Consider the following 25,807-nt stretch of genomic DNA (forward strand, 5'->3'; position numbering starts at 1 on the left):
CGGCCGCTGGTCAGGCCCCCCGACCGCATCCCGGTCGACCGCACCCGACCGGCTCACACGAGGACCGGTCGTTCCTCGCCCGTCCCTCGTCGCGCCTCGCGTGCCTCCGCGACGGCGAGGCCCGTGACCGAGCCGAGCATCAGCAGCGTGCCGGTCACGGTGGAAGCGGTCAGGTGCTCACCGAGCAGGGCGACGGCGAGGACGGCCGCGCTCACCGGCTCCAGGAGCATGATCACGGAGACGGTGGCCGACCTCACGACGGCGGCGCCCGCGAAGTAAAGGGCATACGCGAGCGCCGTGGGAATCGCCGCGATGTACCCCAAGAGGCACAGCACCCGGACGGGATGAGCGGTGTGTGGCAGCAGGCCCTCCATGAGGGCGAACGGCAGGAGGCACAGGCTGGTCACCGCGAACGCCCACACCGTCGTACCCGGCGCGTCGCTCCCGCCGTCCCGCCCCCACCAGCGGGTGAGCAGTGTCATCGCGGAGTAACCGGCCGCCGACGCGAGCGCGAGCAGCACGCCCCAGGGACGTACGGTCGCTCCCGCGCCGCCGAACATCAGCACGACCAGTCCGGCGAGCGCCCCGGCGACGGCGGCCGTTCCGGCCGGGCCGAGCCGCTCCCCCAACGCGAAGCGGGCGCCGAGCGCGATGAGCACGGGGCCGGCGCCGAGGGTGACCACGGTCGCGACGGCGAGTCCGGTGGCCGGCACGGCCGCGAAATAGGCGGTCTGGAACACGGCGAGGCCGACGCCTGTGGCCACGGCCTTCAGCGCACGGCGGCCGGGCGCTTCGGCCACGGCAGGGCGTGGGCGGCGGCGCAGCACGCGGTCGGCGAGCAGCAGCGCGAGCCCGGCGGCACAGTGCCAGAAGGACAGGGTGACGGCGCTCATGTCACTGGTCCGGTAGACCAGTGCGGCGGCGGCGCCCGCGGTGCCCCAGGCGGCACCGGCGACGATCAGACAGAGCAGGCCACGCCCGACGGGCAGGCCAGAGACAGCATGCGACACGAGTGGTCTCCGCAGAGGTGGAAGTTCGGCAGAGGCCCCGCTGATCTCGTTGAGCGGAGCCCACGGACTTCGTCTGCGGGCAGCACCGTCCGCCCGGCGACACGCCGGGCGCGTTCCCGGAGGCCCGCCTCAGGCGGCCGGGGGCGGAAGGACGAGTGCGTTCGACGGCATGATCGACACCCTAGGCGGCCGTTTCTCGCGCGGACAACTCCCTTTCGGCGCCCCCGCCCGCCACCGGCTCCGCCGCGCCCGTGGCCGGTGTCGAGGACTGCGCGATGAACGCGCCGAGCAGGACGACGGCACCGCCGGCGACCTGCGGCGCCGAGAGGTGCTCGCCGAGCAGCACCCAGGCCAGCACGGTCGCGATCACCGCTTCCAGGCAGGCCACGACGCCCGCGACCTGCGGGGACAGCCGGCGCACGGACAGCACGCCGGTGACGTAGGCGACGACCGTCGCGACCAGCACGATCCAGGCCAGCAGGGCGACGGCCGGGACTTCGGTGCCGTTCATGCGCGCGGTGCCGGACAGCACCGACCAGTCCATGGTCCAGGGCCGGGCGACGAAGGTCAGCACGACGGCACCGACGAGGAGTCCGTAGGCGATGACGCCGAGCGGGTCCGGCGTCTCCTCGCCGGACCCGGCGCCCTGATCCGACAGTACGAAGTAGCCGACCTGGCAGCAGGCCGCGCCGAGCGCGAGGAGCAGCCCCAGCGCGTCGAAGCCCAGGCCGGACCACACCTCGACCACGCAGGCGAGGCCGCCGACGGCGAGGACCACCCCGAGCGCGGCCGCCCTGGTGACGGGCCGCCGCTGCACGAACCGCACCCAGCCGAGCACGAGCGCGGGCGCGAGGTACTCCACGAGCAGCGCGACCCCCACCGGGATACGGGACAGCGCGGCGAAGTAGCAGGCCTGGACGCCGGCCACGGCGAGCAGTCCGAACCCGGCGAGCAGCGCGGGGCGGCGGCGCGGCAGGGCGCGATGGCGCACGGCGAGGGGCAGCATCACGAGCGCGGCACCCGTCACTCGCAGCCACACCACGTGCAGCGGGTCGAGCCCCGCCTCGATCAGCGGCTTGGCCGCGACCCCGGATCCCCCGAAGGCGAGCGCGGAGCCGAGTGCCAGGCCGAGCCCGACGCCCTTCCTGCCACCGCCATGACTGCTCTCAGACGTACGCACCGGCACATGATGGCAGGCGACGACATGAGCGTCACCCCCGTTGACACCTGTCTCAGCGGCTGGACGGAGCCGGGTCGCCGGGCACCGCTCAGCGCGCCCTTCCGCCGTCGCCGACGCACTCCGCCGTCGCGCGGTCGATCCGCGCGAGCAGGTCTGCCGCCTCGACTCCGGCGCGCCGGAGCACCTCGACCGCCCGGGCCTGCGGGTCGGCGGCGAGCGCCGCGAGGAGGTCGATGCCGCGGGCCCGTTCCTCCCCGTGCCGACCGGCGCGGTCGCGGGCACACCGCATGGCGGCCGCGGCGACCGGCGACCAGCCCTCGGCGTCCTTCAGGAAGGACAGCGTGCCGGAGTCCTCCACGCTGCTCTGCCAGCGCAGGCCGTAGCCGATGCTGCGCTGCACGAGGTAGCCGAGCAGACGGACGACCTTGCGGGCGTCGCCGATTGCGGCGCGCACCTCGGCGTCGGTCTCCAGGAGCGAGTGCAGCAGATGAGCGGTGTCGATCTGCCGGTCCCTGTACCGGACGGCCCTGCGGCGGGCCACGGCTACCACCGCCGTCAGCTCCGCACCGAGCCCGGCCTCGTCGTCCGGCCGGTGGACGCCCTGGTCACGGGCGGACTGGTGGGGAATACGGGGTTGCACATCCCCTACCTCATCAGTCCCCCACGTCGGTGTCATCGGCGAGGGGAACCATTTCGGCCTCCCACGGTGAGTGGACACCGGCGTTCGGCATCTCCTCCTTGCGGAGGAGATCAGGACCGTACGAGGGCTACGGACCGTACCGGCCTCCACATATTCTGACGGTTCGTCAGTATTGAATGTTCGGGGCCCTGCGGCTACGTTCCGCGACACCGTAGCCCGACACGAAGGGGTGGTCGCATGGCCGAAGTCAGCGCGGAGGCACGCATCCAGGCACCGGCCGAGAAGGTGTGGGCGAAGCTCACGGACTGGTCGGCGTACGGGGAGTGGAACGCGACCCACACCAGCTTCCCCAAGGGCGGCCCCGAGTCCCTGGAGGTGGGCGGAACCTTCCAGGAGAACATGAAGCTGATGGGCTTCCCGGCGGAGGTCGAGTGGACCGTCGAGGAACTGGAGCCGGCCCGGGTCTTCGCCATTCGCGGCAAGGGTCCGATGGCGGTGACCGTCGCCACGCGCTACACACTCACCCCCGACGGCGACGGCACGACGGTGCGCATCGACGGCGAGTTCACCGGCGCGGCCGTCTCCCTGATGGCGGGCAAGCTCAAGGATTCGGCGACGGCGGCCCTGAACGAGTCGCTGCGCAAGCTGGACGGCCTGGTGGCCTGACCCGGCGACCCGACCCGTCCGCACTCACCCCCCGTACACGACGGAGGCGCCCCGCGGATCGCTCCACGGGGCGCCTCGACGGCCGTACGGCTGTCAGTCCTCGTCGGCGAGGATCAGGTACAGCTTCTTGCGGGCGTCGTTGATCACGGCCAGCGCCTTCTCGCGCTGCTCCTTGCTGCCGGTCTTCCAGACCTGGCTGAAGGCCTCCATCAGACCGAACCCGGCCTGGCGGATCTCACCGAGGACCTCCCAGTCGACCCCGCGGGACGCCTCCTCCCAGGGGGCCTCGGGGCCCGCCTCGGCCGCGGTCCGGCCCTCGTCGGTGAGGGAGAACAGCTTCTTGCCGCCCTCGCTCGCGCTGGCGATCAGGCCCTCGTCCTCCAGCAGCTGGAGAGTGGGGTAGACCGAGCCGGGGCTGGGCTTCCACGCGCCGCCGCTGCGCTCGGCGATCTCCTGGATCATCTCGTAGCCGTGCATCGGCCGGTCCCGCAGCAGGGCCAGGATCGAGGTCCGCACGTCACCGCGCCGCGCCCGCCCCCTCGGGCCACCGCGCCCTCGCGGACCCCAGGGCCCCGGCCCGAAGCCGGGCCCGCCGGGCCCGAACCCCGGACCACCCGGCCCGAAGGGTCCGAAGGCCGCCCGCATCCCGTCCCGGCCGCGCCGGTGGGGGCCGTCCTGACGATGTCCACGCTCGAATCCGTGGGTACGCATCGCAGTCACTCCATCCATCGTTGATCTGTCGCGATGCTTCAACGATATATCGGAACCGATCGCATGACAAGGCTCGGAGAACGGTGACCGCGTGACCTGTCTCAGTGAAGGTGGGGTCGGTCTCAGGCAAGCTGCACTGATCGGTCTTCGCCTCAGCGAAGATCGACGAACCGCAGATTGACGAACTGCTGATTTGTCTCAGCGAAGGTTGACCACTTCGGTCACGTCCGGTGATGAGTCCCGTAGACCGCCGAGCGCCAGGACCGTCATCACCACCGCGGCCCCCGCCGCCACGCCGAAACCGCCGTGCGCACCGCCCGCGTCCACCACCCGCCCCGCGACCGCCGCGGCGCCCGCTGTTCCTGCCGCGCTTGCGGAGTTGCCCCAGGTGAACGCCTGGGTGAGGACGGCGAGCGGGACCGACGACTCGGTGAGGACGGAGGTGAGGATCAGGAGGACCGGCACAGCGAGTCCGGTCAGAGCGAGGGTGGCGCCGACCGTGAGGGGCGCGTCGAGGAAGGTCAGCGGGAGGCTCGCGACGGTGAGGCAGGCGGCGGCTGCGGCCTGGTGGCGCCGGAGTGAGCCGCCGTGGCGCCATGCTCCGTAGGCCCAGCCGCCCACCAGGTTGGTGCAGTTGGAGGCGAAGTAGAGCAGTGCTGCCGCGTCCGGTGTGCCGCGTGAAACGGCGTACGCGGTGACGGACACCTGCATCGCGCCGAAGAACACCCCGAGCGTGAGGCCGAGCGCGACCTGCCGCAGGAATGCGGAGCGGAGCAGTTCGCGTCCGGCGTGCCGGCGTTCGGCGCGGCCGGCGAGGGGCGGCATGGTGCGGCGCTGGACGGCAAGGGCGAGCCCGCCGCCGACGACGAGCGCGGCGGCGAGCAGCACGCCGGCGCCCGGGTGGCCCGCCGCACCGAGGACGCTCACCAGGGCCGGGCCGGCCAGGTAGGACATGCCGTTGGCGAGGGCCTCAAGGGCGAAGGCGGTGGGCAGCGCGGCAGCCCGTTCGCCGGACAGCAGGGCGGACCAGCGGGCGGCGGACAGGGCCGCGAGCTGGGGCAGCGTTGCCCCGACGAGCACTCCGGCGACGAGGTCCGGAACGGCGCCGGCGAGCAGCAGCGCCACGGCCCCGGCATGTGCGACCAGCGCGCCGGGAAGCACCCGCGCCTGCCCGAACCGGTCGACAAGGCGCCCGATCTGGGGCCCCGCGACGGCGTCCGCCACAGCGAATCCGCCGGCGACGAGACCCGCGGCGGCATACGACCCGGTGCGTGCGTGCACCAGCCAGACGATGCCGATCCCCGTCATGGCGATGCCCAGACGCCCGACAGCAGCGGGAAGGAAGAAGGCCGCGGCACCCGAAGTGCGCAGCAAGGTGCGGTAGTTCGCCGTCGCCGAAGGCACGACGCATCCCTTTCGCCGCCCGGCGGGACGCGCCACAGGGGGTCGTCGGCGTCCGGATGTGCCGACCCGTGGCTGCGCCTGAAGCCGTCCAGTGGTGGCGTGGAGCGGGGACGCGCACCCCACGCCGACTCCGTCACCGGGCAGATGTCATGCGGTAGTTGGTGACCTCCCCGAGCGTAAAGGAACGGCGCGCAGAAACGAACACCCCCAGATGCAAGGCGAACGGCTCCACCCCGCCCTGACCAGCACCACTACGAACTCCTGGCCTGACCAGCGATCTCACTCAGGAAGAGCTACGCGCAAAGCGGATGGCGTCTCGGGCGAGCCTCGGGACAGCCGGTAGCACTTGCGTGAGCACCAGCGCCGGTCGCCGCGAAGGCCTCTCGTGCCCGCCGATCCATGTCCTCCGCGGCGCGGACGTCCACGACCCGGGCTGCCCCGCGGCCAGCCGAACGAAATGATCGGGAGCGTGGCGGCGGTGTCGCCTGCCGTCGTGCCAGTGCAGCCAGAAGGGCTGCGACGATATCGCCCTCACCTGCGGATCTCTGTCGAGCAGGATCAACCGGTCCCGCTCCAACCACGACTCGTAGCCCACATGATCCCGCGCGGTCACCGTGTAGTACCAGCCGGCGAAGCCCGGCATGTCCTTGTCCCAACGGAACGGCCGGACAGGTGAGACCGCCTCGAACGGAACCTGCCAACTCGCTCCCAGCGGGGGCCTGCGGTGCTCTCCGTCGCTGCGAAAGCCCAGCTCAAACGCTGACAACGCCTCATCGCCGTACGCACGCGACAGCGCTTCCACAGCAGCCCCAGCCCGACGGCCGAGCTGGTGCTTCGCGGAACCTTCACTGAGACAGGTCACCGCGCTATCCGGCCGCGGGGGTGAAGGAGTGCAATTCGTCCGCACCCTGGTGCACGACGCCGTAGCTGCTCTCGGGAACCTGGTTCCAGGCTCCGGGCAGATCAACCGGGGGCTCGGAGACGACCAGGCGGGTCTCGTCGGAGATGTGCTGGAGAAAGGCCACATCGGGGTGGAGGGCCCGCAGTGTCTCGACCCGGGTGCTGTAGTAGAGCGAGCGTGAGGCGCCCTGGCTGGAGTAACGGAAGGCCCACAGCCGGTGTCCGTCCGTGACCGCCACCGTCATCTGGATCGGGTACTCCACCCCTTGCCGGCGGCCTGTCTGCTCCACCAGACCCACCATCCGCGCGACGGCACCCGGCGGGTCGTGCTCCAGACCGAAGGTGAGCGCGAGGAAGAACATCATCTCGGAGTCCGTCGAGCCCTCGATGTCGGAGAAGAGTCCCGGGTCGACGGCCAGGGCCAGATCCCGGCGCACCCGGTGGAAGTCCGTGATCGCCCCGTTGTGCATCCACATCCAGCGGTCGTGGCGGAACGGATGGCAGTTGGTCTGCTGCACCGCGGTACCGGTCGAGGCGCGGATGTGGGCGAAGAACAGCGGGGAGCGGACGTGGTCGGCGAGCTCCCGCAGGTTGCGGTTGTTCCACGCCGGGGTGGTGTCCCGGACGATCGCGGGAGTGCCGATGTCCGGCGCGTACCAGCCGACGCCGAACCCGTCGCCGTTGGTCGTCTCGACTCCCAGCTTGGAGTGCAGGCTCTGGTCGATCAGCGAGTGCGCGGGTTTGTAGAGAATGGTGTCGAGCAGGACGGGGGTTCCTGAGTAGGCGAGCCATCGGCACATCGGTGGCACCTCCCTGTGATTCTGAACGAGAAGTTCACCCGGAACCGCCGCGCGGGGCATCGCCCGTAGCGGGTGATTTCCGCCCCGAGCGCGCTACGGACCCGCCCCCAGGTCGGTCCAGCAGCCAGGAATTGGCCTTGGCCGCGCAGGAAGCCCACGCCCTAATGTCAGCGCATGCGTATCCGAATCGTCGACGCCTTCACCGACCGCCCGTTCGCAGGCAACCCCGCCGGGGTCCTGCTGCTCGACGCCTTCCCGGACGACGACCGGCTTCAGAAGGTCGCCATGGAGGTCAATCACGCCGAGACGGCGTTCGCCCACCGCCTGCCCGAGGGCGGGAACGCGGACTGGGCGCTGCGGTGGTTCACGCCCGTCACCGAGGTGGCGATGTGCGGCCACGCGACGCTCGCCACGGCCCACGTCCTGCACACCACCGGCGCCCACGCGGGACCGGTACGGTTCGCCACCCGCAGCGGCGTGCTCATCGCCACGCCCGGCGAGGACGGCTCGATCACCCTGGACTTCCCGACCGCCCCGCTCACCCCGGTCGACCTCCCGGCCGGCCTCGCGGAGGCGCTCGGCGCGGAGCCGGTCGCCGCCGTCGACACCGGGCCGAACGTGGGCGACCTGCTGCTGGAACTCGCCGACGAGAAGACCGTCCTCGGGCTCTCCCCCGACCACAAGGCCCTCGCCGTCCACTCCACGCGTGGTGTCATCGCCACCGCCCGCGCCGAGGACCCGGCCCGCGGCCACGACTATGTCTCCCGCTGCTTCTTCCCGAACGTCGGCATCGACGAGGACCCGGTCACCGGCAGCGCCCACACCGCCCTCGCCCCCTACTGGTCCGAGCGCCTCGGCCGCCGCGACCTCACGGGCCTCCAGGCCTCCCGGCGCACCGGCCTCGTCCGCACGGGCCTGCGCGGCGACCGCACCCTGCTGACAGGTCGCGCGGTCACGGTCATCGAGGGCGAACTCCTCGCCTGAGCGACACGAAGACACGAACCCGAGCGACACAAACCCGAGCAACACGAACCCGAGCAACACGAATCCGAGCGACACGAACCCGAGCGACACGAAAGGGGCGTACGACAGCCTCGTACGCCCCCTCCCGTCCCCTCACTTCGTCGGCAGCCAGCCCACCTTTCCCGCCAGCAGCGCGTAGCCCACGAACGCCCCGATGTCGAGCAGGGAGTGCGCCACCACCAGGGGACCGACCCGCCCCCAGCGCCGGTACAGAAAGACGAACACCACGCCCATGACCATGTTGCCGACGAAACCGCCGATGCCCTGGTACAGGTGGTAGGAGCCGCGCAGCACGGAGCTGGCCACCAGCGCGGTCCCCGGGGTCCAGCCCAACTGACCCAGCCGGCGCAGCAGGTAGCCGACCACGATCACCTCTTCGAGGATGGCGTTCTGCATCGCCGAGAGGATCAGCACGGGGTACTTCCACCACACGTCGGGCAGCGCCTCGGGCACCACCGTGAGGTTGAAGCCGAGACCGCGTGCGGCCAGGTAGAAGGCGATGCCGGTGCTGCCGATCACCGCCGCGACACCGGCCCCGCGGCCCAGGTCGGGCCAGGGGCGGGTCCGGTCGAAGCCGAGGGTGCGCAGGCTCTCGCCCTCGCGCAGCAGGAAGTGCGCGACCAGGGCGACGGGGACCAGCGCCGAGGCGATGCCGAACAGCTGCCAGGCGAGATCGAGCCAGGGGCGCCCCGGCGCGGCCGAGGCGTTGAGGGTGGCCGCCTGATCCTTCAGGCCGCCGGGTTTGGTGACCGATCCGATGAAGCTGATCAGAGCGGACACGCCGCTCGCGCCGAGCGAAAGGGCCAGAACGAGCAGGGTCTCGTCCCGGAAGATCCGTCGCGAGGCCGGCCCCTGCGGAAGGGAATCGGCCACCGAGCCTGCCTGCACCTGCACACCTGCCTCCAGATGGGTGCGCCACAGGCTGTCGGGCGACATGGAGGGGCACCACCGTCACGGGAGGACCCAGCTTGCCCGATCACCCCCGAACAGGCACGACCGACCCCCGTCCCACCCCCCTCGTGCTGCTCCACCCGCGCGGCTCCTAGCCGAGCGGCACCGGCTCCGGCAGTCCCACCGGCCAGGTGTGCACGGGCTCGCCGAGGTGCATGAGCTCACAGTAGCGACGGGTCGTGGCCGCCAGGGCGCCGTCCCGGGGGAGGCCCTGTTCGAGGGCCCGGTGGAAGGTCGCCGCCTGCCAGGACGCGCCGTTGACCCGGCGCCGGCACCGCTCCTCGATGACACCGAGGTAGAGGTCACGGTCGGCGGCCTCGACGCCCCACCCCTGAAGCCCCGCCTCGGCGAGCGGCAGCAGCTCGTCGCGTACCAGCGTCACCGCGTCGACCTCGCCCGTGCCGCCGTACCGCCCGCGCCGCGGCCAGACCAGGCGCGCGTCGATGCCGTACCGGCACGCGGCGTCGAAGTTGGCGGCAGCCGCCTCGAACGGCATCCGGGTCCATACGGGCCGGGGCTCCTCGGCGAGGGCGCGCACCAGACCGTAGTAGAAGGCCGCGTTTGCGATGACGTCGGTGATGGTGGGCCCGGCCGGCAGGACGCGGTTCTCCACCCGCAGGTGCGGCACGCCGTCGGCGACATCGTAGACGGGGCGGTTCCAGCGGTACACCGTGCCGTTGTGCAGGACCAGTTCGGCGAGCTTGGGCGCGCCGCCCGCCTCGACGACCTCGAGCGGGTCCTCGTCGTCGCAGATGGGCAGCAGGGCCGGGAAGTAGCGCAGGTTCTCCTCGAACAGGTCGTACGCCGAGGAGATCCACCGCTCCCCGAACCAGGTGCGCGGCCGCACGCCCTGGGCCTGGAGCTCGGGCGGGCGGGTGTCGGTGGCCTGGAGGAAGAGCGGGGGGCGGGACTCGCGCCACAGTTCGTGGCCGAAGAGGAACGGGGAATTGGCACCGACGGCGATCTGCGGCGCGCAGGCCACCTGGGCGGCGTTCCACACGTCGGCGAAGCGGCCCGGGGTGACCTGAAGGTGCAGCTGCACGGAGGTGCAGGCGGCCTCGGGGACGATGGAGCGGGACGTGCAGGTGAGGTGTTCGACCCCGTCGATGTCGAGGCGGAAGTCCTCGCCCCGGGCGGCCACGATCTGGTCGTTGAGCAGGGTGTAGCGGTCGACCTCGGAGAGGTTGGAGGAGACCAGGTCGTCGCGGTCCAGAGTGGGCAGGATGCCGATCATCACGATTCCGGCGTCCAGCTCGCCGGCCTTACGGTCGGCGTACGCCAGCGAGGTGCGGAGTTCCTCGGCGAGCCGGTCGAATACCCGCCCGCCCAACCGGTGTGGGGCAATGTTGACTTCCAGGTTGAACATGGCGAGTTCTGTTTGGAAATCGCGGCTCGCGATGCGTTCCAGTACCTGCCCATTCAGCATTTTCGGCAGGCCGTCGGAGCCCACGAGATTCAGCTCGATCTCCACACCCATCAGGTTCTTGGGCCGGTCGAACCTCTCCTGGGCCAGCAGCCGCTCCAGCCCCGTCAGGCACCTGCGGAGCTTTTCCCGGTAGCGCTGGCGATCGGACAGGTCGAACGGCCCTGCCACGACCTTCTCCCCCATCGAAGCGTCCCTCCTCGGATGGGCGGGCGGAAGATCCGGCCGCCGGGGTCCTGGGTCAGGTGGGATGATGCCCACCCGACGCGATCGATAACGTCCCGCGCGGGCCCCATCCCCGCTACTCTGTTGGAATGTGCCCCGCGGCACATTCACGGGGCATGGGGCAGCATGCACCTTCGTGTGCCCCATCGACCTCGTGAAAAACGCCGACGCGAATGGGCCGTCCGCTACGACGGCGTATTCCGAGGTCAGAGGGCCACGGTAGGCCCGGAAATCGGGATGATTCCCGCGAATCGCCGACCGAATACGGACTTGCTCTACTCACCGGAAACGGCTAGACGAAACATCGTCTGAACGCAAGTCGTATAAACTCCGCGAAGAAGGCAGAAGGTTGGCGCCCACCGTTCTGGTTCCCGCCGTCCAGGCGACGTGCGGCAGGCCGCGTCCGCACCTCTCGTTCACCGCCCCAGGGCCCCCGCCTCTCTGACCCCATGAGCTGACAGCGCCGTCCGCCCACCCCCGCCCTCGCGCCATCGCGTCGCGCCTGTCGAATGAGAGGCGACCCACCATGCCCCTGCACGTTCCCCCTGCCCCCGCGCCTGCCCTGCGCTCCGTCCTCACGGCGCTCGGTTCCCCCACCGCCGTCCGCGAGGCCCGGACCCCCTCCCTGCGAGCCGCCCAGGGACCCGCCACACCCGAACTGCCCCTGCCCCTGCACGTACTGGACCGGATCACCGCCGAGGGCGTGTCCGCGACCCGGCTGACCGGCTGGCGGTTCCTGATCCGGTGCGGAGACCGTGCGGTGGCCGCGGCCGAGACCCGGCTGACCCCCGACGGCTGGGCGTTCTCGCACTTCTTCGAGGGCCCCTACATCGCCTCCACCGAACGCGCTCTGCGCCAGGCCGAGACCATGCAGCAGCCCTACCAGGCCCGCCTGCTGTCGGTACCGGGCCTGTACATGCTCACGCTGTGGCTGCACGGCGACTGCGCCGCGGACGGCGCCGAGGGCCATCCCGCCGCCACCGACCTGCTCGTCCCGCTGGCTCCCGCACCGCCCGGCATCGCGGCCCACCGGCCGCACCGGGTCGCCGAGTTGCTCCCGGTGCTGACCCACCGGGCGACTCCCGTCCCGCTGCTGGGCTCGCCCGCCTGACGCCGCTTCCCCCTCCTGCTTGTCCCTCTTCTCCTCCTTCTCCTCCTTCTCCTCCTTCTACCCGTTCTCCCCGTTCCCCTCGTTCCCTCCCGTTCTCCCGCTCTCCTTTTGTACCCCGCCACCACTTCGGTGGCGGGGTACGCGCGGTCATTCCGGCGCCAATGTGCTCGTACGAGCAATTAGCCGCTCCTAAGAGCCGCTAAAACCGTCCGCATCACCCTGACTAGCCCCATCCGGCCACCGAGAACCACCCGAAATGACAGTGCGGTGCGGATGAACCGAGCACGTGGGCGATGCGTCATCAACCTGTGAGAAGCGGTGCTGCGAAATACCTGCGGATTGACGCCCGGAGGGCAACACTGGGTTCCGACCGACTTATCACCACGGGGGGCGGACATGACCACGACAGAGCGAGAGATCCCACCCATGTGCCAGCACCAGCCACCGTGCCCGACAGCCGAATCCGCCGACCGGGAGTCCGCCCGCCTTGTGGCGCACCACCCGGAGCAGGGATGGAGCCTGCTGTGCAACGGCGTTCTGCTCTTCGAGGACACCGGTGAGCTCCTGCCCGACGGCCAGATCATCGCCCCGCACCGCCCGCTGAACCCCAGCCGGGTGATGACGGCCGCCTAGGCCTTTTCGGCACCACCCCGGGCGGACCCGCGCCGCCCGGTGACCTGAGGTGCCGGCTCGCACACACTCCGTGCGCACCGGCCCCGACGCATGCCCGGGACCGACTACTGACCGTATCCGGCCGTCAGCCGAGCGCGTCGCGCAGTGCCTCGTACGCGGGCTTCGGCTTCAGCTGCTCGTCCCACGGCAGGGCCGCGCCCTCGCCCGGGAAGAAAGCCGGGATCCACGAGTACTTGTCGGTGTAGTCCCACACCGTCACCCCCACGCACCGGCGCACCGCGAGGCAGACCTCGGTCAGGTCCCGGTACCAGGTCGCCTGCTCGGCCAGCTTGGCGTCGGTCGCGGGCAGCTGCATACGGACGTCGACCTCGGTCAGCGCGGTGTCCAGGCCCAGGCGGGAGAAGCGGCGGAGGTTGTCCTCCAGGGTGGTGGGATAGCCGTACTGGAGGGCCAAGTGGGCCTGGAAACCGATGCCGTTCAGGGGCACGCCCCGCGCCTTGAGGTCCTTGGCCAGGGCGTAGTAGGCGTCGCTCTTCGGGCCGGTCGCCTCGGTGTTGTAGTCGTTGAGGTACAACTTGGCGTGCGGGTCGGCCTGGTGGGCCCAGCGCAGCGCGTCGGCGATGTAGCCGGGGCCGAGGGTCTTGTACCAGAGGGTCTGGCGGTAGGTGCCGTCCTCGTTGAAGGCCTCGTTGACGACGTCCCAGGAGTAGACCTTGCCCCGGTAGTGCCGAACCTCTTCGGTGATGTGCTTCTTCAGTACCGCCCGCAGCTCGCCGGCGGTCCACTCCCGTGAGGTGAGCCAGTCGGGCAGCTGGCTGTGCCAGACCAGGGTGTGGGCGCGGACCCGCTGGTGGTTCGCGCGGGCGAGATCGACGATCTCGTCGCCCTTCGACCAGTCGAAGGCGCCCTGTTGGGGCTCGGTCGCGTACCACTTCATGCCGTTGCCCGGCGTGATCATGTCGAATTCGGTACCGAGGATCTTCGTGTACGCGCTGTCGGTCAGCTCGGGGTTGTCGGTGGCGCTGCCGAAGTAGCGCCCGTGCCGGTGGGCGAGCTCGGCGAGCGTGGGCTGCCGCCCGTGCGCCTGGGCGGCGGGGCCGGTGGCGACGCCGGCGGCCACCAGAACGGCCGCGAGCGTGCCGGCGAGTCTGAGGCGCGTACTGGTCCTGGGCATGGTGCGACTCCTCACTGTCGGATGCGGGGTGGGGTCGTACTCGGGTGCGAACGGGGCCGTACACCCGTCGGCGCGGGTCATCCCTTCGTCGCGCCGGCGGTCAGGCCGCCGACGAGCTGACGCTCGGCGACCGAGTAGAAGGCGAGGGCGGGGACCATCGCCAGCACCAGGTAGGCGAAGACACGGGCGTACTCCGCCGAGTACTGGCCCTGGAACTGCGCGACGCCGAGGGGCAGCGTCCACCACTTCGAGTCGGTGAACACCAGCAGCGGCAGCATGAAGTTGTTCCAGCTGGTGACGACGGCCAGCACCGACACCGTGCCGAGCGCGGGCCGCGCCATGGGCAGCAGCACCCGCCAGAAGAACCCGAAGGCGCTGCACCCGTCGAGCGTGGCCGCTTCCTCCAGCTCGCCGGGGATCTGCCGGAAGAAGCCGCGCAGGATGATGATGGTCATCGGCAGCCCGAAGGCGGCCTGCGGGAGGATCACACCGAGCGGGTTGTCCAGCAGGCCGAGGTAGCGCAGCAGCAGGAAGAGGGGCAGCGCGGCCACCGCGAAGGGGAACATCAGCCCCATCGTGAAGAAGGTGAACAGCAACTCCCGCCCACGGAAGGCGAACCGCGCGAAGGAGAAGGCGGCCAGCGCGGACGCGGCGACCACGAGCACGGTTGTCGCCACCGCGATCAGCGTGCTGTTGCCCACCAGCCGCCAGAAGTCGCCCGAGCCGAGGATGTCCGTGTAGTTGCCGGTCAGCCAGTGCTCGGGCAGTCCGAAGGGGTTGCGGGAGAGCTCGGCGGTGGACTTGAAGCCGGACAGGACGGCGTACAGCAGGGGTACGACCATCACCGCGCCGACCGCGACGAGCACCAGGTGCAGCGGCAGCTCGCGTACCGCCTTGGTCCTGCGGATCACTTGCTGTCTCCCCTCATCGTCGTGGTGGCCCCTTCGAGGTCGCGGCGGAGCACGAACCGCTGGTAGACGAGGGCGAAGACGAGGCAGATGCCGAACATGGCCACGCTGATCGCGCTGGCGTAGCCGATCTGGTAGCGCTTGAAGCCGTACTGGAACATGGTCACGGCCATCGTCTCGGAGTGGTGGTCGGGCCCGCCCTGGGTGATCACCCAGACCAGGTCGAAGAGCTGAATGGCTCCGATGACGGACAGGAAGATGCTGATGCGCAGAGTGGGCGCGAGCAGCGGCAGGGTGACGTTGCGGAACCGCTGCCAGGGGTTCGCGCCGTCGATCAGCGCCGCCTCGGTCAACTCGGCCGGGATCGCCTGCAGTCCGGCGAGGTAGAGCATCATGTGGAAGCCGAAGTACTTCCAGGTCATGACGAGGAACAGCGTCGCCATGACGTAGGAGGGGTCGGCGAACCACTCCCCCCCGACGCCGCCCAGTCCGATGGTGCCCAGGACGTGGTCGGCGAGCCCGTCGTCCGGGGCGAAGATCATGCTGAACAGCACGCCGGTGATCGCCTCGGACAGGACGTAGGGCGCGAAGAACAGCATCCGGTACACGGCCCGCCCGCGCAGCCGCTGGTTGAGCGCGACGGCCATGGCGAGCGCGAACGGCAGTTGCAGCGTGAGGGACAGGACCACCAGGAGCAGACAGCGCCACAGGTCGCCCAGGAAGACGTCGTCCTGGAAGAGTTGGGTGAAGTTGTCCGTGCCGATGTAGTCGGAGGGCATGCCGAAGCCGCCCCAACGGAAGAAGGCGGCGTACAGCGCGAACAGCATCGGCAGCAGTACCAGCCCGATGAACAGCACCAGCGCGGGCACCTGGAAGCCGACCGCGGTGAGCCAGTGCAGCAGGCGCCGGCGCGCCCGTCCCCGGGCCGATGTCGCCGCCGGGGAGGAGAGGGCGACGCCGGGGTCCGTCCGCTTGTCCGGGAGGAAGGTCGAGGTCATCGCCGGCTACTACGCTTCCTTCGCGGCCTTGGTGATCGACTGGGTGACCTGCTCGGATGACTTCGAGCCGGCGATCAGCGCGGAGACGCTGTCGTTGACCTCCTGTCCGACGGCGGGCGCGTACGCCTGGTCGAGGTAGAGCTGGAAGCCGGTGGCACCCTTCAACTGGGCCTGTACGGCCTTGGTGTTGGGGTCGGAGAGCGCCTTCTCGGCGCCGGGGACCACCGGAAGGGTGTTGGTCTTCTTGACGAGTTCCAGGTCGGTGGTCTCGGAGGCGAAGAACTTCAGGAAGTCGACGGCCGCCTGCGGGGCACCCTTGCGCAGGGCGTGCCCGCCGCCACCGCCGAACACCTCGGTGATCGCGCCCTTTCCGCCCTCGACGGCCGGGAAGGGGAAGAAGCCGAGGTTCGAGCCGAGGCCCTTGCCCGAGTCGGCCTCGACGACCGGGGCCCACTGCCCCATGAGTTCCATGGCCGCCTTGCCGTTGCCCATGGTGGCCGCCTGGCCGGTCGGGGTGGAGTACGAGGCGCCCAGGAACCCCTTCTGGAACGGCTGGAGTTGGACCAGGTCCTTGAGGTGCTGTCCCGCCTGGACGAGCCCGGGGGCGGTGAAGTCCTTGGACTCGTCGGCCTTCTTCAGCGCGTCGATTCCGGCCGTGCGCATGGCGAGGTAGGCCCAGTAGTACATCTCGGGCCACTTCTCCTTGCCCGCCAGGGCGATCGGCGTGATGTTCTTCGCCTTCAGCTTCCTCACGGCGTCGAGGAAGCCGCTCCAGGTGGTGGGCGGGGTGCTGATGCCGGCCTGCCTGAAGAGCGCCTTGTTGTACCAGAAACCGATCATGCCGATGTCGAACGGGATGCCGTACAGCTTGCCGTCGAGGCTGTACGGCTGCTTGGCGACGGACAGCATCCCGTCGGCCCAGGGCTTGGTCCTGTCGGTGAGGTCCTCGACGAGCCCCGCGTCGACCTGCTGCTGGAGCACGCCGCCGCCCCACGTGTGGAAGATGTCCGGCAGCTTCCCGGAGGCGATCAGCGCCGTCATCTTCGACTTGTAGGCGTCGTTCTCCATCTGGACGATCTTCACCTTGACCTTGGGGTTCTGCGCCTCGAACTTCTTGGCCAGACCGGCCCAGACCGTCTTCGTCGGCTGGGTGGTGGAGATGTTCCACCACTCGATCGTGGTCGTGCCGTTCGACGACCCTCCGCCCGAGTCGCCGCCGCAGCCGCTGAGTGCCGTCATGCCCAGACCGGCCACGGCGGAGGCCGCCAGGAAGCCGCGGCGGGAGAGTGCCGGGTCGCCCATGATGCGCTCCTTGTCTTCGAAACTTTCGGAACTATGCCGGAAAGCTGCGCCGCACCTTAGAGACCGCTCTTACCGGGTGGCAACCCTTCGGACGACGCTTGCTGCGGCGGAATGAGAACCCCCTGGCCGGAAGTGCCGCTGCGCTACGTGCCGCTGTACGCATTGCGGCTCCTGCCCTGCTGAGAGAAACGGGCTTTTCCGGACTACGGCGAGCCGAAACATTCGGCGTTTTCAGCGAACGTTCCGAACGGCGACTCTAGAAAGGCCGCTCAGAGGCGTCAAGGTGTCGCGCAGCAGGTAGTCGGCCGGTAGTCGAACCAGTCGAAGGCGGCCCGGCCCTCGGTGGCGTACATGCCGAGCACCCGACCGGTGAAGCCGCCCGCCACCTCGGTGGACAGGTAGCGGCCGTCGAGTTCGGCCAGCCGAACGGTTTCGCCGGCACTCTCGACCGAGAAGGAGACGGTGTCGGGGCCGCCCGCCCGGATGCCGGGAGCCTCCTGGCCGCCGGCCGTGGCGGTGGGAGGCAGCACCCGGTCCGTACGGACCTCGACGGCGAGCGTGACCGGGCCCGGCGGCACGGGATGCTCCGCAAGCCGCTGCCGGACGGGCCCGATCCGGGCGACCACGCTCACCACGCCCCCGCCCACCTCGAGGTCGTAGTGGTGTGCCTCGTCCAGGAGCACGGACAGCCCGGCCCGCCCGGCACCGGCATCGACCAGGGCGGCGGCCCGGCAGTCGGGATGCTGCTGACGCCTCCCGACGAAGGTGCAGCCCGGCCGGTCCAGGCTGCTCCCGGTCGCCGTGAGCGTCAGCCGGCCCGGCTGCTCGGTCAGCGACCAGGAACCCTCCGGCCTGCGGCGCGGCGAGATCCAGTAGGGGGCGAGGTCCGGAGCGTCGAAGTCGTCCCGGACCGGCGCCGGTTCGACGGGGTGCCAGGCCGTCGGTGCGGGATGCCGCTCGCGCACCGGCCCGACCCGGGGCCAGCCGTCCGCCCACTCCACCGGTGCCAGGAAGGTCTCCCGGCCGAGGACGTGGAACGTCGGGAAGAAGCCCCGCGGCCGGGTGCCCAGCAGCAGCATCCACCAGCTCCCGTCGGCCGCCCGCACCAGATCGGCGTGGCCGGTGCACTGGATCGGGCGGTCGGTGCCGCGATGGGTCAGCAGAGGATTGCCGGGAGCCGGCTCCCAGGGGCCGCGCGGGGAGCGCGCGCGGGCGATGGAGACACCGTGCCCGAGCGCGGTGCCACCCTCGGCCAGCATCAGGTACCACCAGTCGCCGATCCGGTAGAGGTGCGGCGCCTCCGGGTGCTGCATCCCCGTCCCCGACCAGGCCGGGAGCGGTCCTTCGAGCACCTCTCCCGTCGCCGGGTCGATCCGGGCCACGGTCACCCCGGCCATCGCGCACCAGCAGGAGCCGTCCTCGTCCCAGGCGAGGTCGGGGTCGATGCCCGGCAGCCCGATGCGGACCGGGTCCGACCACGGGCCCTCGGGACGCTCGCTGGTGACGAGGAAGGTGCCGATCCCCCCGACATCGGTGGTGATCACATGGAAGCGCCCGTCGTGGTACCGGATGGTGGGCGCGTAGATCCCGCCGGAGGCCGGGATGTCGTCGGGCAGCTCCCACTGCCCCGGCCGGTCGAGGACGTTGCCGATCTGCCGCCAGTGCACGAGATCCCGGCTGTGGAAGAGCGGGATGCCCGGAAAGTACTCGAAGCTGGAGCAGACCAGGTAGTAGTCGCCCCCCACCCGGCACACGCTTGGATCCGGGTGGAAGCCGGGGATCACCGGGTTGTCGTACGCACGCATGCCATACCCCCAAGTCGGCCTCGGCCGCAGCCGAAAGTTTCGAACCTGGGAGCGAATTTTATTGGCGTGGTGCCGTATATGCGATCAGCCGGCGCTGATCAACTCCTCGAGTGGCGCACGGAGTTGCACTGGTCGCGTGCACGCAGCGTCACATCTGCCGTCCACCGGACCTTCTTAACGCAAGCTTGACGCCCACCACCCCATGAATCAGGGGCCCACGCGTCACTCTCCGCATACGCTGTTGCCGCCGTCCGAGCGATGGCCGGAAACCCACTGAGCCCCACCCAGGAGCACGGCGATGGTCACGACCGAACACCCTCCTCCCAGCCGCCTGCGCGCTTGGATGCTGGAGGGTCTGTCCGACATGGGCAAGGCCGGCGGCCATACGGGACCGCACGCGGAGCCCGAGCCTCCGCACAAGGGTCAGCGCTGGTGGCGGGTGATGTGCCTGACCGGCGTCGACTACTTCTCCACCCTCGGCTACCAGCCGGGCATCGCCGCCCTGGCTGCCGGGCTGCTGTCGCCGATCGCGACCGTCGTGCTGGTCATAGTCACCTTGGCCGGCGCCCTGCCGGTCTACCGCCGGGTGGCCGAAGAGAGCCCGCGGGGTGAGGGTTCCATCGCGATGCTGGAACGGCTGCTCTCCTTCTGGCAGGGCAAGCTGTTCGTGCTCACCCTGCTCGGCTTCGCGGCCACCGACTTCCTGATCACCATCACCCTGTCGGCCGCCGACGCCTCCACCCACCTCGTGGAGAACCCGCACCTGACCAGCACGCTCCACGGTCACCAGATGGTGATCACGCTTTTCCTGGTGGCTCTGCTCGGCGCGGTGTTCCTCAAGGGCTTCCTGGAGGCGATCGGAGTCGCGGTCGCCCTGGTCGGCATCTACCTCGCGCTCAACGTCGTCGTCGTGTTCGTCGGCCTGTGGCACGTCGCCACGGCCGGGCACGTGGTCACCGACTGGACCAGCGCTCTGACCACGGAACACAGCAACATCTTCGTCATGATCGGCCTGTCCCTTCTGGTCTTCCCGAAGCTGGCGCTGGGCCTGTCCGGCTTCGAGACCGGCGTCGCCGTCATGCCGCACGTCCAGGGCGACGACAGCGACACCGAGGAGCATCCCAAGGGCCGTATTCGCGACACGAAGAAGCTGCTGACCGCCGCCGCCGTCATCATGAGCGCCTTCCTGATCGCCACCAGCTTCATCACCACGGTGCTGATCCCGGAGCAGGAGTTCAAGACGGGCGGCCAGGCCAACGGCCGCGCTCTCGCCTACCTCGCCCACGAGTACCTGGGCAACGCGTTCGGCACGGTCTACGACGTCTCCACGATCGCCATCCTGTGGTTCGCGGGCGCCTCCGCGATGGCCGGCCTGCTCAACCTGATGCCGCGCTACCTCCCCCGCTACGGCATGGCCCCGCACTGGGCGCGTGCCGTCCGCCCGATGGTCATCGTCTTCATCCTCATCGCCTTCCTCGTCACCTGGATCTTCGACGCCGATGTCGACGCGCAGGGCGGCGCCTACGCCACCGGTGTGCTGGTCCTGATCAGCTCCGCCGCCATCGCCGTGACCATCGCCGCCCGCAAGGCGGGACAGCGGAAATGGACGATCGCCTTCGCCGTCATCTCCGCCGTGTTCCTCTACACGACGGTCGTGAACGTCATCGAGCGCCCGGACGGTGTGAAAATCGGTGCCTGCTTCATCGTCGGCATCATCCTGGTCTCGCTGCTGTCCCGGCTGGCCCGCGCCTTCGAGCTGCGCGTGACCGACGTGACGCTGGACGACATGGCGCAGCGGTTCGTCCGAGACATCGCCAGCCGCAAGATCCGGCTCATCGCCAACGAGCCCGATCGGCGGGACAAGGCCGAGTACCGCGACAAGATCGAGCAGATCCGGGCCGACAACGACATCCCCGCCCAGGAGGACTTCGTCTTCGTGGAGGTCACGGTCACCGACCCCTCCGAGTTCGAGGCCGAGCTGACCGTCCGCGGCGAGGTGCTTCACGACCGCTACCGCGTCCTGACCCTGGAGTCCTCCTCCATCCCCAACGCCCTCGCCGCCCTCCTCCTGCACGTCCGCGACACCACGGGCTGCATCCCGCACATGTACTTCGAGTGGACCGAGGGCACTCCCTTCGCCAACTTCCTGCGCTTCTTCCTCTTCGGCCAGGGCGAGGTCGCCCCCGTCACCCGGGAAGTCCTGCGCGAAGCGGAACCGAACCGCGAGCGGCGGCCGCGCGTGCACACCGGGTGACCCGCGGTCAGCCCGGATGGCCCGCGGTCAGGCCGCCGTCCCCTTCCTCAGGAACCGGCGCCGCGGCGGCCCGGTCACGACCTGGCCATGGCTCATCCGCCCGCGTATCTCCACGCGCAGGACGACCGGTGCCCCGGGCTCCTCCGCCGGACGCGACCGGATCTTCGCGTAGCCGATCGCGAGGGAGTCGGTGTCCACGACCACTCCCGGCCGGGTCACCAGCCGCAGGGTGCCGCCCCGCATGTCCAGGCCGATGCCCAGGGTGTCGTGTGTGATCACCGCCCCGGTGAAGTCCAGCGTCACGTCGCCCCACGACGAGTCGATCTCCAGGCGCCGCGGAACACCCAGCGATGGCCACGCAGGGCGGCAGATCGGACGTCAGCCCGGCCGGCTCACCCAGGGTCCGGGCGGCCAGGGCCGCACCCACGCGCTCGTCGAGTTCCGCGACGGTCAGCCGGCCGTCCCCCGCCGCAACCGTCAGCACATCCACGACACGGTCCCGGTCCGCGTGCGCGGCCCGTCCGCGTGCGCGGCCCGTCCGCGTGCGCGGCCCACAGCTCAGCCGAAACATGCCCCTCACCCCGATTCCCGATTGGCGACCACGACCAAGAAGAACGCGAACTAAAGACATATCGCGTTATACCCAACGACCGACCCCCCTCCACGGTTCCCTCCGCATTCGCCCTATCGTGACCGGCATGCAGTCCTACACGATCGGCCAAGCGGCGCGGCTGCTCGGCGTGAGCCCGGACACCGCCCGCCGCTGGGCGGACGCGGGCCGGGTGGCGACCCACCGCGACGAGGCGGGGCGGAGACTCGTCGACGGCAAGGACCTCGCCGCGTTCTCTGTCGAACTCGCCAAGGCGGGCGGCGGCGAGGAGGACACGGGCACCTCCTACACCTCGGTCCGCAACGCCTTCCCCGGCATCGTCACCGCGATCAAACTCGGCGACGTCGCGGCCCAGGTCGAGATCCAGGCCGGCCCCCACCGCCTGGTCTCCCTGCTCACCCGCGAGGCCGTGGAGGAACTGGGCCTGGAGGTCGGCATGGAGGCCACCGCCCGCGTGAAGTCGACGAATGTACATATCGACCGGGTATGACGCCGGGCACCCGACGACGCCGCAAATCAGCACATACCCTGCCTGAACGCCCTCGCGCACTACGGTGTGGGGCCATGACCCTGAGCATCCGCAACCAGCTCCCCGGCACCGTCACCGCCGTCCACCCCGGCGAGGTCATGACCATCGTCAAGATCCGCCTGGACGGTGGCCAGGGCCTCACGGCGGCCATCACTTCGGAGGCCGCCGAGCAACTCGCGCTCGCCCCGGGCGCCACCGTCCGCGCTCTGGTGAAGGCTACGGAGGTCTCCCTGGCCACCAGCCGGGTCGACGGTCTCTCGATCCGCAACCAGGTCCCCGGCACCATCACCCACCTCACGATCGGAACTGCCATGGCCTCGGTGAGGGTGACCGTGGACGGTGGCGAACTCACCGCGGCGATCACGAAGGAGGCGGCCACCGACCTCGGCCTCTTCGTGGGCTCCGACGTCGTCGCCCTGATCAAGTCGACCGAGGTGTCGCTGGCGACGGCGTGAACGCGCAAGGGCCCCGCCACACGGACGGGGCCCCATGGTGCCTGTCTGGCCGCTTGCTCAGTCTTCGTACGCGTCCAGCGGCGGGCAGGAGCAGACGAGGTTGCGGTCGCCGAAGGCCTGGTCGATGCGGCGCACCGGCGGCCAGTACTTGTCGGCGGCGGAGACCCCGGCCGGGAACACGGCCTCCTGGCGGCTGTAGGCGTGCTTCCATTCCCCGCCGAGCGCGGCGGCGGTGTGCGGGGCGTTCCGCAGCGGGTTGTCCTCGCCGGGCCACTCGCCCGCGCCGACCTTCTCGATCTCCGCGCGGATCGCGATCATCGCGTCGCAGAACCGGTCCAGCTCGGCCAGGTCCTCCGACTCGGTCGGCTCGATCATCAGCGTGCCGGCCACCGGGAAGGACATCGTCGGCGCGTGGAAGCCGTAGTCGATGAGCCGCTTGGCCACGTCGTCCACGGATACGCCGGTCGCCTTGGTCAGCGGGCGCAGGTCGATGATGCACTCGTGCGCGACCAGGCCGCCCGGGCCGGTGTAGAGCACCGGGTAGTGCGGCTCGAGGCGCTTGGCGATGTAGTTGGCGGAGAGCACGGCGACCTGGGTGGCACGCTTGAGGCCCTCGCCGCCCATCAGGCGGACGTACGCCCAGGAGATCGGCAGGATGCCCGCCGAGCCCCAGGGCGCGGCCGAGATCGGGCCGACTCCCGTCTCGGGACCGGCCGCCGGCTGGAGCGGGTGGTTCGGCAGGTAGGGCGCGAGGTGCTCGCGCACGGCCACGGGACCGACGCCGGGACCGCCGCCGCCGTGCGGGATGCAGAACGTCTTGTGCAGGTTGAGGTGGGAGACGTCACCGCCGAAGTGGCCCGGCTTGGCGAGACCGACCAGCGCGTTGAGGTTGGCGCCGTCGACGTACACCTGGCCGCCGGCGTCGTGGACCCGGGCGCAGATGTCGGCCACGTGTTCCTCGAACACGCCGTGCGTCGACGGGTACGTGATCATCAGCACCGCCAGCTCGTCACGGTACTGCTCGATCTTCGCCCGCAGGTCCTCGATGTCGATCTCGCCGTCCTCGGCGGTCTTCACCACGACGACCTTCATGCCCGCCATCACGGCGCTGGCGGCGTTGGTGCCGTGCGCGGAGGACGGGATGAGGCAGACGGTGCGCTGGTCGTCGCCGTTGGCACGGTGGTAGCCGCGTACGGCGAGCAGGCCGGCGAACTCGCCCTGCGAACCGGCGTTCGGCTGTAGCGAGACCTTGTCGTATCCGGTGACCTCGGCGAGTCGTTCCTCCAGCTCACGGATGAGCGTGAGGTAGCCCTGCGCCTGCTCGGCGGGCGCGAAGGGGTGCAGCTGCCCGAACTCCGGCCAGGTGACCGGCTCCATCTCCGTGGTCGCGTTGAGCTTCATGGTGCAGGAGCCCAGCGGGATCATGCCGCGGTCGAGCGCGTAGTCGCGGTCGGCGAGGCGGCGCAGGTAGCGCAGCATCGCGGTCTCGGAGCGGTACTGGTGGAAGACAGGGTGGGCGAGGTAGCCGTCGGTGCGCAGCAGTGCCTCGGGGAGGGCGTCTGCGGTCGCCTCGTCCAGCGCCTCGATGTCCCCCTCCACCCCGAACGCCGTCCATACGGCGCCCAGCTGGGCGCGGGTCGTGGTCTCGTCGCACGCGGCCGAGACCTGGTCGGCGTCGACGAGCCGCAGGTTGACCCCGTTCTCCCGGCCGGCGGCCACGACCTCGGCGGCCCGGCCGGGCACGCGCGCGGTGACGGTGTCGAAGAAGGCGCCGTGGACGACCTCGACGCCCCCTGCCCGAAGCCCCTCGGCCAGGAGGGTGGCGTACCGGTGGGTGCGCCGCGCGATGACCTTGAGGCCCTCGGGGCCGTGGTAGACGGCGTACATACCGGCCATGACGGCGAGCAGCACCTGGGCGGTGCAGATGTTACTGGTGGCCTTCTCGCGGCGAATGTGCTGTTCGCGGGTCTGGAGCGCCAGCCGGTAGGCCTTGTTGCCGTCCGCGTCGACGGACACGCCCACCAGGCGGCCGGGCAGACTGCGGGCGAACTTCTCGTGCACCGCCATGTAGCCGGCGTGGGGGCCGCCGAAGCCCATGGGCACGCCGAAGCGCTGGGTCGTACCGATCGCGATGTCCGCGCCGAGCTCGCCCGGGGAGGTGAGCAGGGTCAGCGCCAGCAGGTCGGCGGCGACGGTGACGAGCGCGCCGAGCTCGTGCGCCCGGTCGACGACGGGCTTGATGTCGCGTACGGCCCCGGACGCGCCCGGGTACTGGATCAGCACGCCGTTGATCTCACGCTCGGCGACCTCGGCCGGGATGCCCTCGCTGAGGTCGGCGACCACTACCTCCACGCCGGTCGGTTCGGCGCGGGCCTGGATCACGGCGATGGTCTGCGGCAGCGCGTCCGCGTCGACCAGGAAGAGGCCCTTCTTGTTCCTGCCCATACGCCGGGAGAGTGCCATCGCCTCGGCCGCTGCCGTGCCCTCGTCGAGCAGCGAGGCACCGGAGGTCGGCAGCCCGGTGAGCTCGGCGACCATGGTCTGGAAGTTCAGCAGGGCCTCGAGCCGTCCCTGCGAGATCTCCGGCTGGTACGGCGTGTAAGCGGTGTACCAGGCCGGGTTCTCCATCACGTTGCGCAGGATGACGGGCGGCGTGAAGGTCCCGTAGTACCCGAGCCCGATCATCGAGTCGAGGACCTGGTTGCGGTCGGCCAGCGAACGCAGCTCGGCGAGCACCTCGGCCTCGGTACGGGCACCCGGCAGATCCAGGGCGTCGGCATTCTTGATCACATCCGGCACCGCGGCGGCGGTCAGCTCGTCGAGCGAGCCGTAGCCGACGTGCGCGAGCATCTTGGCCCGCGCCTCCTGGTCGGGCCCGATGTGGCGCTGCTCGAAGGGGATGCCCTGTTCGAGCTCGGAGAGCGGGGTGCGGTGGGTGGTCATTGCGGAGGCCTCCTGGTCTGACGCGACCTTCGAGGGGCACCCCGGCGCGGGTACCCCGACGGCCTCCCCCTCTGTCATCTCAACCTGAGAGCTTCACCGGGTCACCCGAGGGCCCCGGCTTTCACCGTCGGTGAGAGCGGAAGCCGTCGAGA

23 protein-coding genes and 1 pseudogene are annotated in these 25,807 nt (G+C 70.4%); 7 read left to right on the forward strand and 17 right to left on the reverse strand.

Annotated elements, in window-relative coordinates; all coding sequences use genetic code 11:
- Positions 1 to 53: 53 nt before the first annotated feature.
- The 3 genes from ACWGJM_RS28700 to ACWGJM_RS28710 all read right to left on the reverse strand — a co-directional run bounded on the left by ACWGJM_RS28700 (position 54) and on the right by ACWGJM_RS28710 (position 2,830).
- Positions 54 to 1,010, reverse strand: coding sequence for a DMT family transporter (locus tag ACWGJM_RS28700; RefSeq protein ID WP_453414615.1), 957 nt, complete (start codon positions 1,008 to 1,010; stop codon positions 54 to 56).
- Positions 1,011 to 1,191: 181 nt separating this feature from the next.
- Positions 1,192 to 2,196, reverse strand: coding sequence for an EamA family transporter (locus tag ACWGJM_RS28705; RefSeq protein WP_453414616.1), 1,005 nt, complete (start codon positions 2,194 to 2,196; stop codon positions 1,192 to 1,194).
- An 82-nt stretch (positions 2,197 to 2,278) separates the two neighbouring features.
- Positions 2,279 to 2,830, reverse strand: a complete 552-nt coding sequence (locus ACWGJM_RS28710) for a Clp protease N-terminal domain-containing protein (RefSeq protein WP_453414617.1) — start codon at positions 2,828 to 2,830, stop codon at positions 2,279 to 2,281.
- A gap of 237 nt (positions 2,831 to 3,067) precedes the next feature.
- Between ACWGJM_RS28710 and ACWGJM_RS28715 the strand changes: the two genes are divergently transcribed.
- Positions 3,068 to 3,496, forward strand: a complete 429-nt coding sequence (locus ACWGJM_RS28715) for a type II toxin-antitoxin system Rv0910 family toxin (RefSeq protein ID WP_453414618.1) — start codon at positions 3,068 to 3,070, stop codon at positions 3,494 to 3,496.
- 93 nt (positions 3,497 to 3,589) lie between these two features.
- Here the strand turns inward: ACWGJM_RS28715 and ACWGJM_RS28720 are convergent, their stop codons facing one another.
- The 4 genes from ACWGJM_RS28720 to ACWGJM_RS28735 form a co-directional block, all read right to left on the reverse strand.
- Positions 3,590 to 4,207, reverse strand: a complete 618-nt coding sequence (locus ACWGJM_RS28720; protein ID WP_390734621.1) for a PadR family transcriptional regulator — start codon at positions 4,205 to 4,207, stop codon at positions 3,590 to 3,592.
- 198 nt (positions 4,208 to 4,405) lie between these two features.
- Positions 4,406 to 5,611: an MFS transporter gene (locus ACWGJM_RS28725; protein ID WP_453414619.1), complete on the reverse strand. Its 1,206-nt coding sequence runs from the start codon at positions 5,609 to 5,611 to the stop codon at positions 4,406 to 4,408.
- A gap of 283 nt (positions 5,612 to 5,894) precedes the next feature.
- Entirely contained in the window at positions 5,895 to 6,254 is a 360-nt protein-coding gene (locus ACWGJM_RS28730; protein WP_453414642.1) for a hypothetical protein, read from the reverse strand.
- Positions 6,255 to 6,477: 223 nt separating this feature from the next.
- Positions 6,478 to 7,311, reverse strand: a complete 834-nt coding sequence (locus ACWGJM_RS28735; RefSeq protein WP_453414620.1) for a class II glutamine amidotransferase — start codon at positions 7,309 to 7,311, stop codon at positions 6,478 to 6,480.
- Positions 7,312 to 7,485: 174 nt separating this feature from the next.
- On the opposite strand from ACWGJM_RS28735, the gene ACWGJM_RS28740 reads away from it, so the two are divergent.
- Entirely contained in the window at positions 7,486 to 8,295 is an 810-nt protein-coding gene (locus ACWGJM_RS28740) for a PhzF family phenazine biosynthesis protein (RefSeq protein ID WP_453414621.1), read from the forward strand.
- 132 nt (positions 8,296 to 8,427) lie between these two features.
- On the opposite strand, the gene ACWGJM_RS28745 is transcribed toward ACWGJM_RS28740, so the two are convergent.
- Both ACWGJM_RS28745 and ACWGJM_RS28750 read right to left on the reverse strand, forming a co-directional pair.
- A complete protein-coding gene (locus ACWGJM_RS28745; RefSeq protein ID WP_453414643.1) occupies positions 8,428 to 9,228 on the reverse strand; it encodes a CPBP family intramembrane glutamic endopeptidase in 801 nt (266 codons plus the stop codon).
- A gap of 148 nt (positions 9,229 to 9,376) precedes the next feature.
- Entirely contained in the window at positions 9,377 to 10,894 is a 1,518-nt protein-coding gene (locus ACWGJM_RS28750) for a glutamate--cysteine ligase (RefSeq protein ID WP_453414622.1), read from the reverse strand.
- Between the two features lie 565 nt (positions 10,895 to 11,459).
- Here ACWGJM_RS28750 and ACWGJM_RS28755 point away from each other — a divergent pair.
- Both ACWGJM_RS28755 and ACWGJM_RS28760 read left to right on the forward strand, forming a co-directional pair.
- Complete coding sequence (locus tag ACWGJM_RS28755) at positions 11,460 to 12,044, forward strand: hypothetical protein (RefSeq protein ID WP_361802368.1); 585 nt, start codon at positions 11,460 to 11,462, stop codon at positions 12,042 to 12,044.
- Between the two features lie 426 nt (positions 12,045 to 12,470).
- Positions 12,471 to 12,677, forward strand: coding sequence for a DUF5999 family protein (locus tag ACWGJM_RS28760; protein ID WP_361436804.1), 207 nt, complete (start codon positions 12,471 to 12,473; stop codon positions 12,675 to 12,677).
- A 124-nt stretch (positions 12,678 to 12,801) separates the two neighbouring features.
- Here ACWGJM_RS28760 and ACWGJM_RS28765 read toward each other — a convergent pair whose 3' ends face one another.
- From ACWGJM_RS28765 to ACWGJM_RS28785, 5 genes are all read right to left on the reverse strand, one after another.
- Positions 12,802 to 13,851 carry an endo-1,4-beta-xylanase gene (locus ACWGJM_RS28765; protein WP_453414623.1) on the reverse strand — a complete coding sequence of 350 codons (1,050 nt, stop codon included), beginning with the start codon at positions 13,849 to 13,851 and terminating at the stop codon, positions 12,802 to 12,804.
- 77 nt (positions 13,852 to 13,928) lie between these two features.
- Positions 13,929 to 14,693 (reverse strand): carbohydrate ABC transporter permease, encoded by a 765-nt coding sequence (locus ACWGJM_RS28770; protein ID WP_453414644.1) that lies wholly within the window; start codon positions 14,691 to 14,693, stop codon positions 13,929 to 13,931.
- A gap of 65 nt (positions 14,694 to 14,758) precedes the next feature.
- Complete coding sequence (locus tag ACWGJM_RS28775) at positions 14,759 to 15,757, reverse strand: carbohydrate ABC transporter permease (RefSeq protein WP_453414624.1); 999 nt, start codon at positions 15,755 to 15,757, stop codon at positions 14,759 to 14,761.
- A gap of 9 nt (positions 15,758 to 15,766) precedes the next feature.
- Positions 15,767 to 17,059, reverse strand: a complete 1,293-nt coding sequence (locus ACWGJM_RS28780; protein WP_453414625.1) for an extracellular solute-binding protein — start codon at positions 17,057 to 17,059, stop codon at positions 15,767 to 15,769.
- A 278-nt stretch (positions 17,060 to 17,337) separates the two neighbouring features.
- The gene (locus ACWGJM_RS28785; RefSeq protein ID WP_453414626.1) at positions 17,338 to 18,864 is read right to left on the reverse strand and encodes a glycoside hydrolase family 43 protein; all 1,527 of its coding nucleotides are present in this window, start codon (positions 18,862 to 18,864) and stop codon (positions 17,338 to 17,340) included.
- A gap of 298 nt (positions 18,865 to 19,162) precedes the next feature.
- On the opposite strand from ACWGJM_RS28785, the gene ACWGJM_RS28790 reads away from it, so the two are divergent.
- Positions 19,163 to 21,118 carry an amino acid transporter gene (locus ACWGJM_RS28790; protein ID WP_453414627.1) on the forward strand — a complete coding sequence of 652 codons (1,956 nt, stop codon included), beginning with the start codon at positions 19,163 to 19,165 and terminating at the stop codon, positions 21,116 to 21,118.
- A gap of 27 nt (positions 21,119 to 21,145) precedes the next feature.
- On the opposite strand, the gene ACWGJM_RS28795 is transcribed toward ACWGJM_RS28790, so the two are convergent.
- Both ACWGJM_RS28795 and ACWGJM_RS28800 read right to left on the reverse strand, forming a co-directional pair.
- On the reverse strand, positions 21,146 to 21,421 hold the full coding sequence (locus tag ACWGJM_RS28795; RefSeq protein WP_453414645.1) for a hypothetical protein: 276 nt from the start codon (positions 21,419 to 21,421) through the stop codon (positions 21,146 to 21,148).
- Between the two features lie 121 nt (positions 21,422 to 21,542).
- Positions 21,543 to 21,749: pseudogene (locus ACWGJM_RS28800) on the reverse strand (DUF1707 SHOCT-like domain-containing protein); the annotation flags it as partial.
- Positions 21,750 to 21,816: 67 nt separating this feature from the next.
- Between ACWGJM_RS28800 and ACWGJM_RS28805 the strand changes: the two are divergent.
- Together ACWGJM_RS28805 and ACWGJM_RS28810 are read left to right on the forward strand one after the other, a co-directional pair.
- Positions 21,817 to 22,218, forward strand: coding sequence for a TOBE domain-containing protein (locus ACWGJM_RS28805; protein ID WP_453414628.1), 402 nt, complete (start codon positions 21,817 to 21,819; stop codon positions 22,216 to 22,218).
- A 74-nt stretch (positions 22,219 to 22,292) separates the two neighbouring features.
- Complete coding sequence (locus ACWGJM_RS28810) at positions 22,293 to 22,712, forward strand: TOBE domain-containing protein (RefSeq protein ID WP_453414629.1); 420 nt, start codon at positions 22,293 to 22,295, stop codon at positions 22,710 to 22,712.
- 57 nt (positions 22,713 to 22,769) lie between these two features.
- Here ACWGJM_RS28810 and gcvP read toward each other — a convergent pair whose 3' ends face one another.
- Positions 22,770 to 25,655: an aminomethyl-transferring glycine dehydrogenase gene (gcvP, locus tag ACWGJM_RS28815; protein WP_453414630.1), complete on the reverse strand. Its 2,886-nt coding sequence runs from the start codon at positions 25,653 to 25,655 to the stop codon at positions 22,770 to 22,772.
- Positions 25,656 to 25,807: the final 152 nt, after the last annotated feature.

This window comes from Streptomyces sp. NPDC054834 (assembly GCF_053611185.1).

Bases quoted from the DNA above. Each gene is read 5' to 3' on its own strand.
- ACWGJM_RS28740 (WP_453414621.1), top strand. From the start codon at position 7,486: ATGCGTATCCGAATCGTCGACGCCTTCACCGACCGCCCGTTCGCAGGC.
- ACWGJM_RS28790 (WP_453414627.1), top strand. From the start codon at position 19,163: ATGGTCACGACCGAACACCCTCCTCCCAGCCGCCTGCGCGCTTGGATG.
- ACWGJM_RS28775 (WP_453414624.1), bottom strand. From the start codon at position 15,757: ATGACCTCGACCTTCCTCCCGGACAAGCGGACGGACCCCGGCGTCGCC.
- ACWGJM_RS28720 (WP_390734621.1), bottom strand. From the start codon at position 4,207: ATGCGTACCCACGGATTCGAGCGTGGACATCGTCAGGACGGCCCCCAC.
- gcvP (WP_453414630.1), bottom strand. From the start codon at position 25,655: ATGACCACCCACCGCACCCCGCTCTCCGAGCTCGAACAGGGCATCCCC.
- ACWGJM_RS28810 (WP_453414629.1), top strand. From the start codon at position 22,293: ATGACCCTGAGCATCCGCAACCAGCTCCCCGGCACCGTCACCGCCGTC.
- ACWGJM_RS28770 (WP_453414644.1), bottom strand. From the start codon at position 14,693: ATGGTCGTACCCCTGCTGTACGCCGTCCTGTCCGGCTTCAAGTCCACC.
- ACWGJM_RS28730 (WP_453414642.1), bottom strand. From the start codon at position 6,254: ATGCCGGGCTTCGCCGGCTGGTACTACACGGTGACCGCGCGGGATCAT.
- ACWGJM_RS28785 (WP_453414626.1), bottom strand. From the start codon at position 18,864: ATGCGTGCGTACGACAACCCGGTGATCCCCGGCTTCCACCCGGATCCA.
- ACWGJM_RS28750 (WP_453414622.1), bottom strand. From the start codon at position 10,894: ATGGGGGAGAAGGTCGTGGCAGGGCCGTTCGACCTGTCCGATCGCCAG.
- ACWGJM_RS28805 (WP_453414628.1), top strand. From the start codon at position 21,817: ATGCAGTCCTACACGATCGGCCAAGCGGCGCGGCTGCTCGGCGTGAGC.
- ACWGJM_RS28715 (WP_453414618.1), top strand. From the start codon at position 3,068: ATGGCCGAAGTCAGCGCGGAGGCACGCATCCAGGCACCGGCCGAGAAG.
- ACWGJM_RS28755 (WP_361802368.1), top strand. From the start codon at position 11,460: ATGCCCCTGCACGTTCCCCCTGCCCCCGCGCCTGCCCTGCGCTCCGTC.
- ACWGJM_RS28760 (WP_361436804.1), top strand. From the start codon at position 12,471: ATGTGCCAGCACCAGCCACCGTGCCCGACAGCCGAATCCGCCGACCGG.
- ACWGJM_RS28735 (WP_453414620.1), bottom strand. From the start codon at position 7,311: ATGTGCCGATGGCTCGCCTACTCAGGAACCCCCGTCCTGCTCGACACC.
- ACWGJM_RS28780 (WP_453414625.1), bottom strand. From the start codon at position 17,059: ATGGGCGACCCGGCACTCTCCCGCCGCGGCTTCCTGGCGGCCTCCGCC.
- ACWGJM_RS28765 (WP_453414623.1), bottom strand. From the start codon at position 13,851: ATGCCCAGGACCAGTACGCGCCTCAGACTCGCCGGCACGCTCGCGGCC.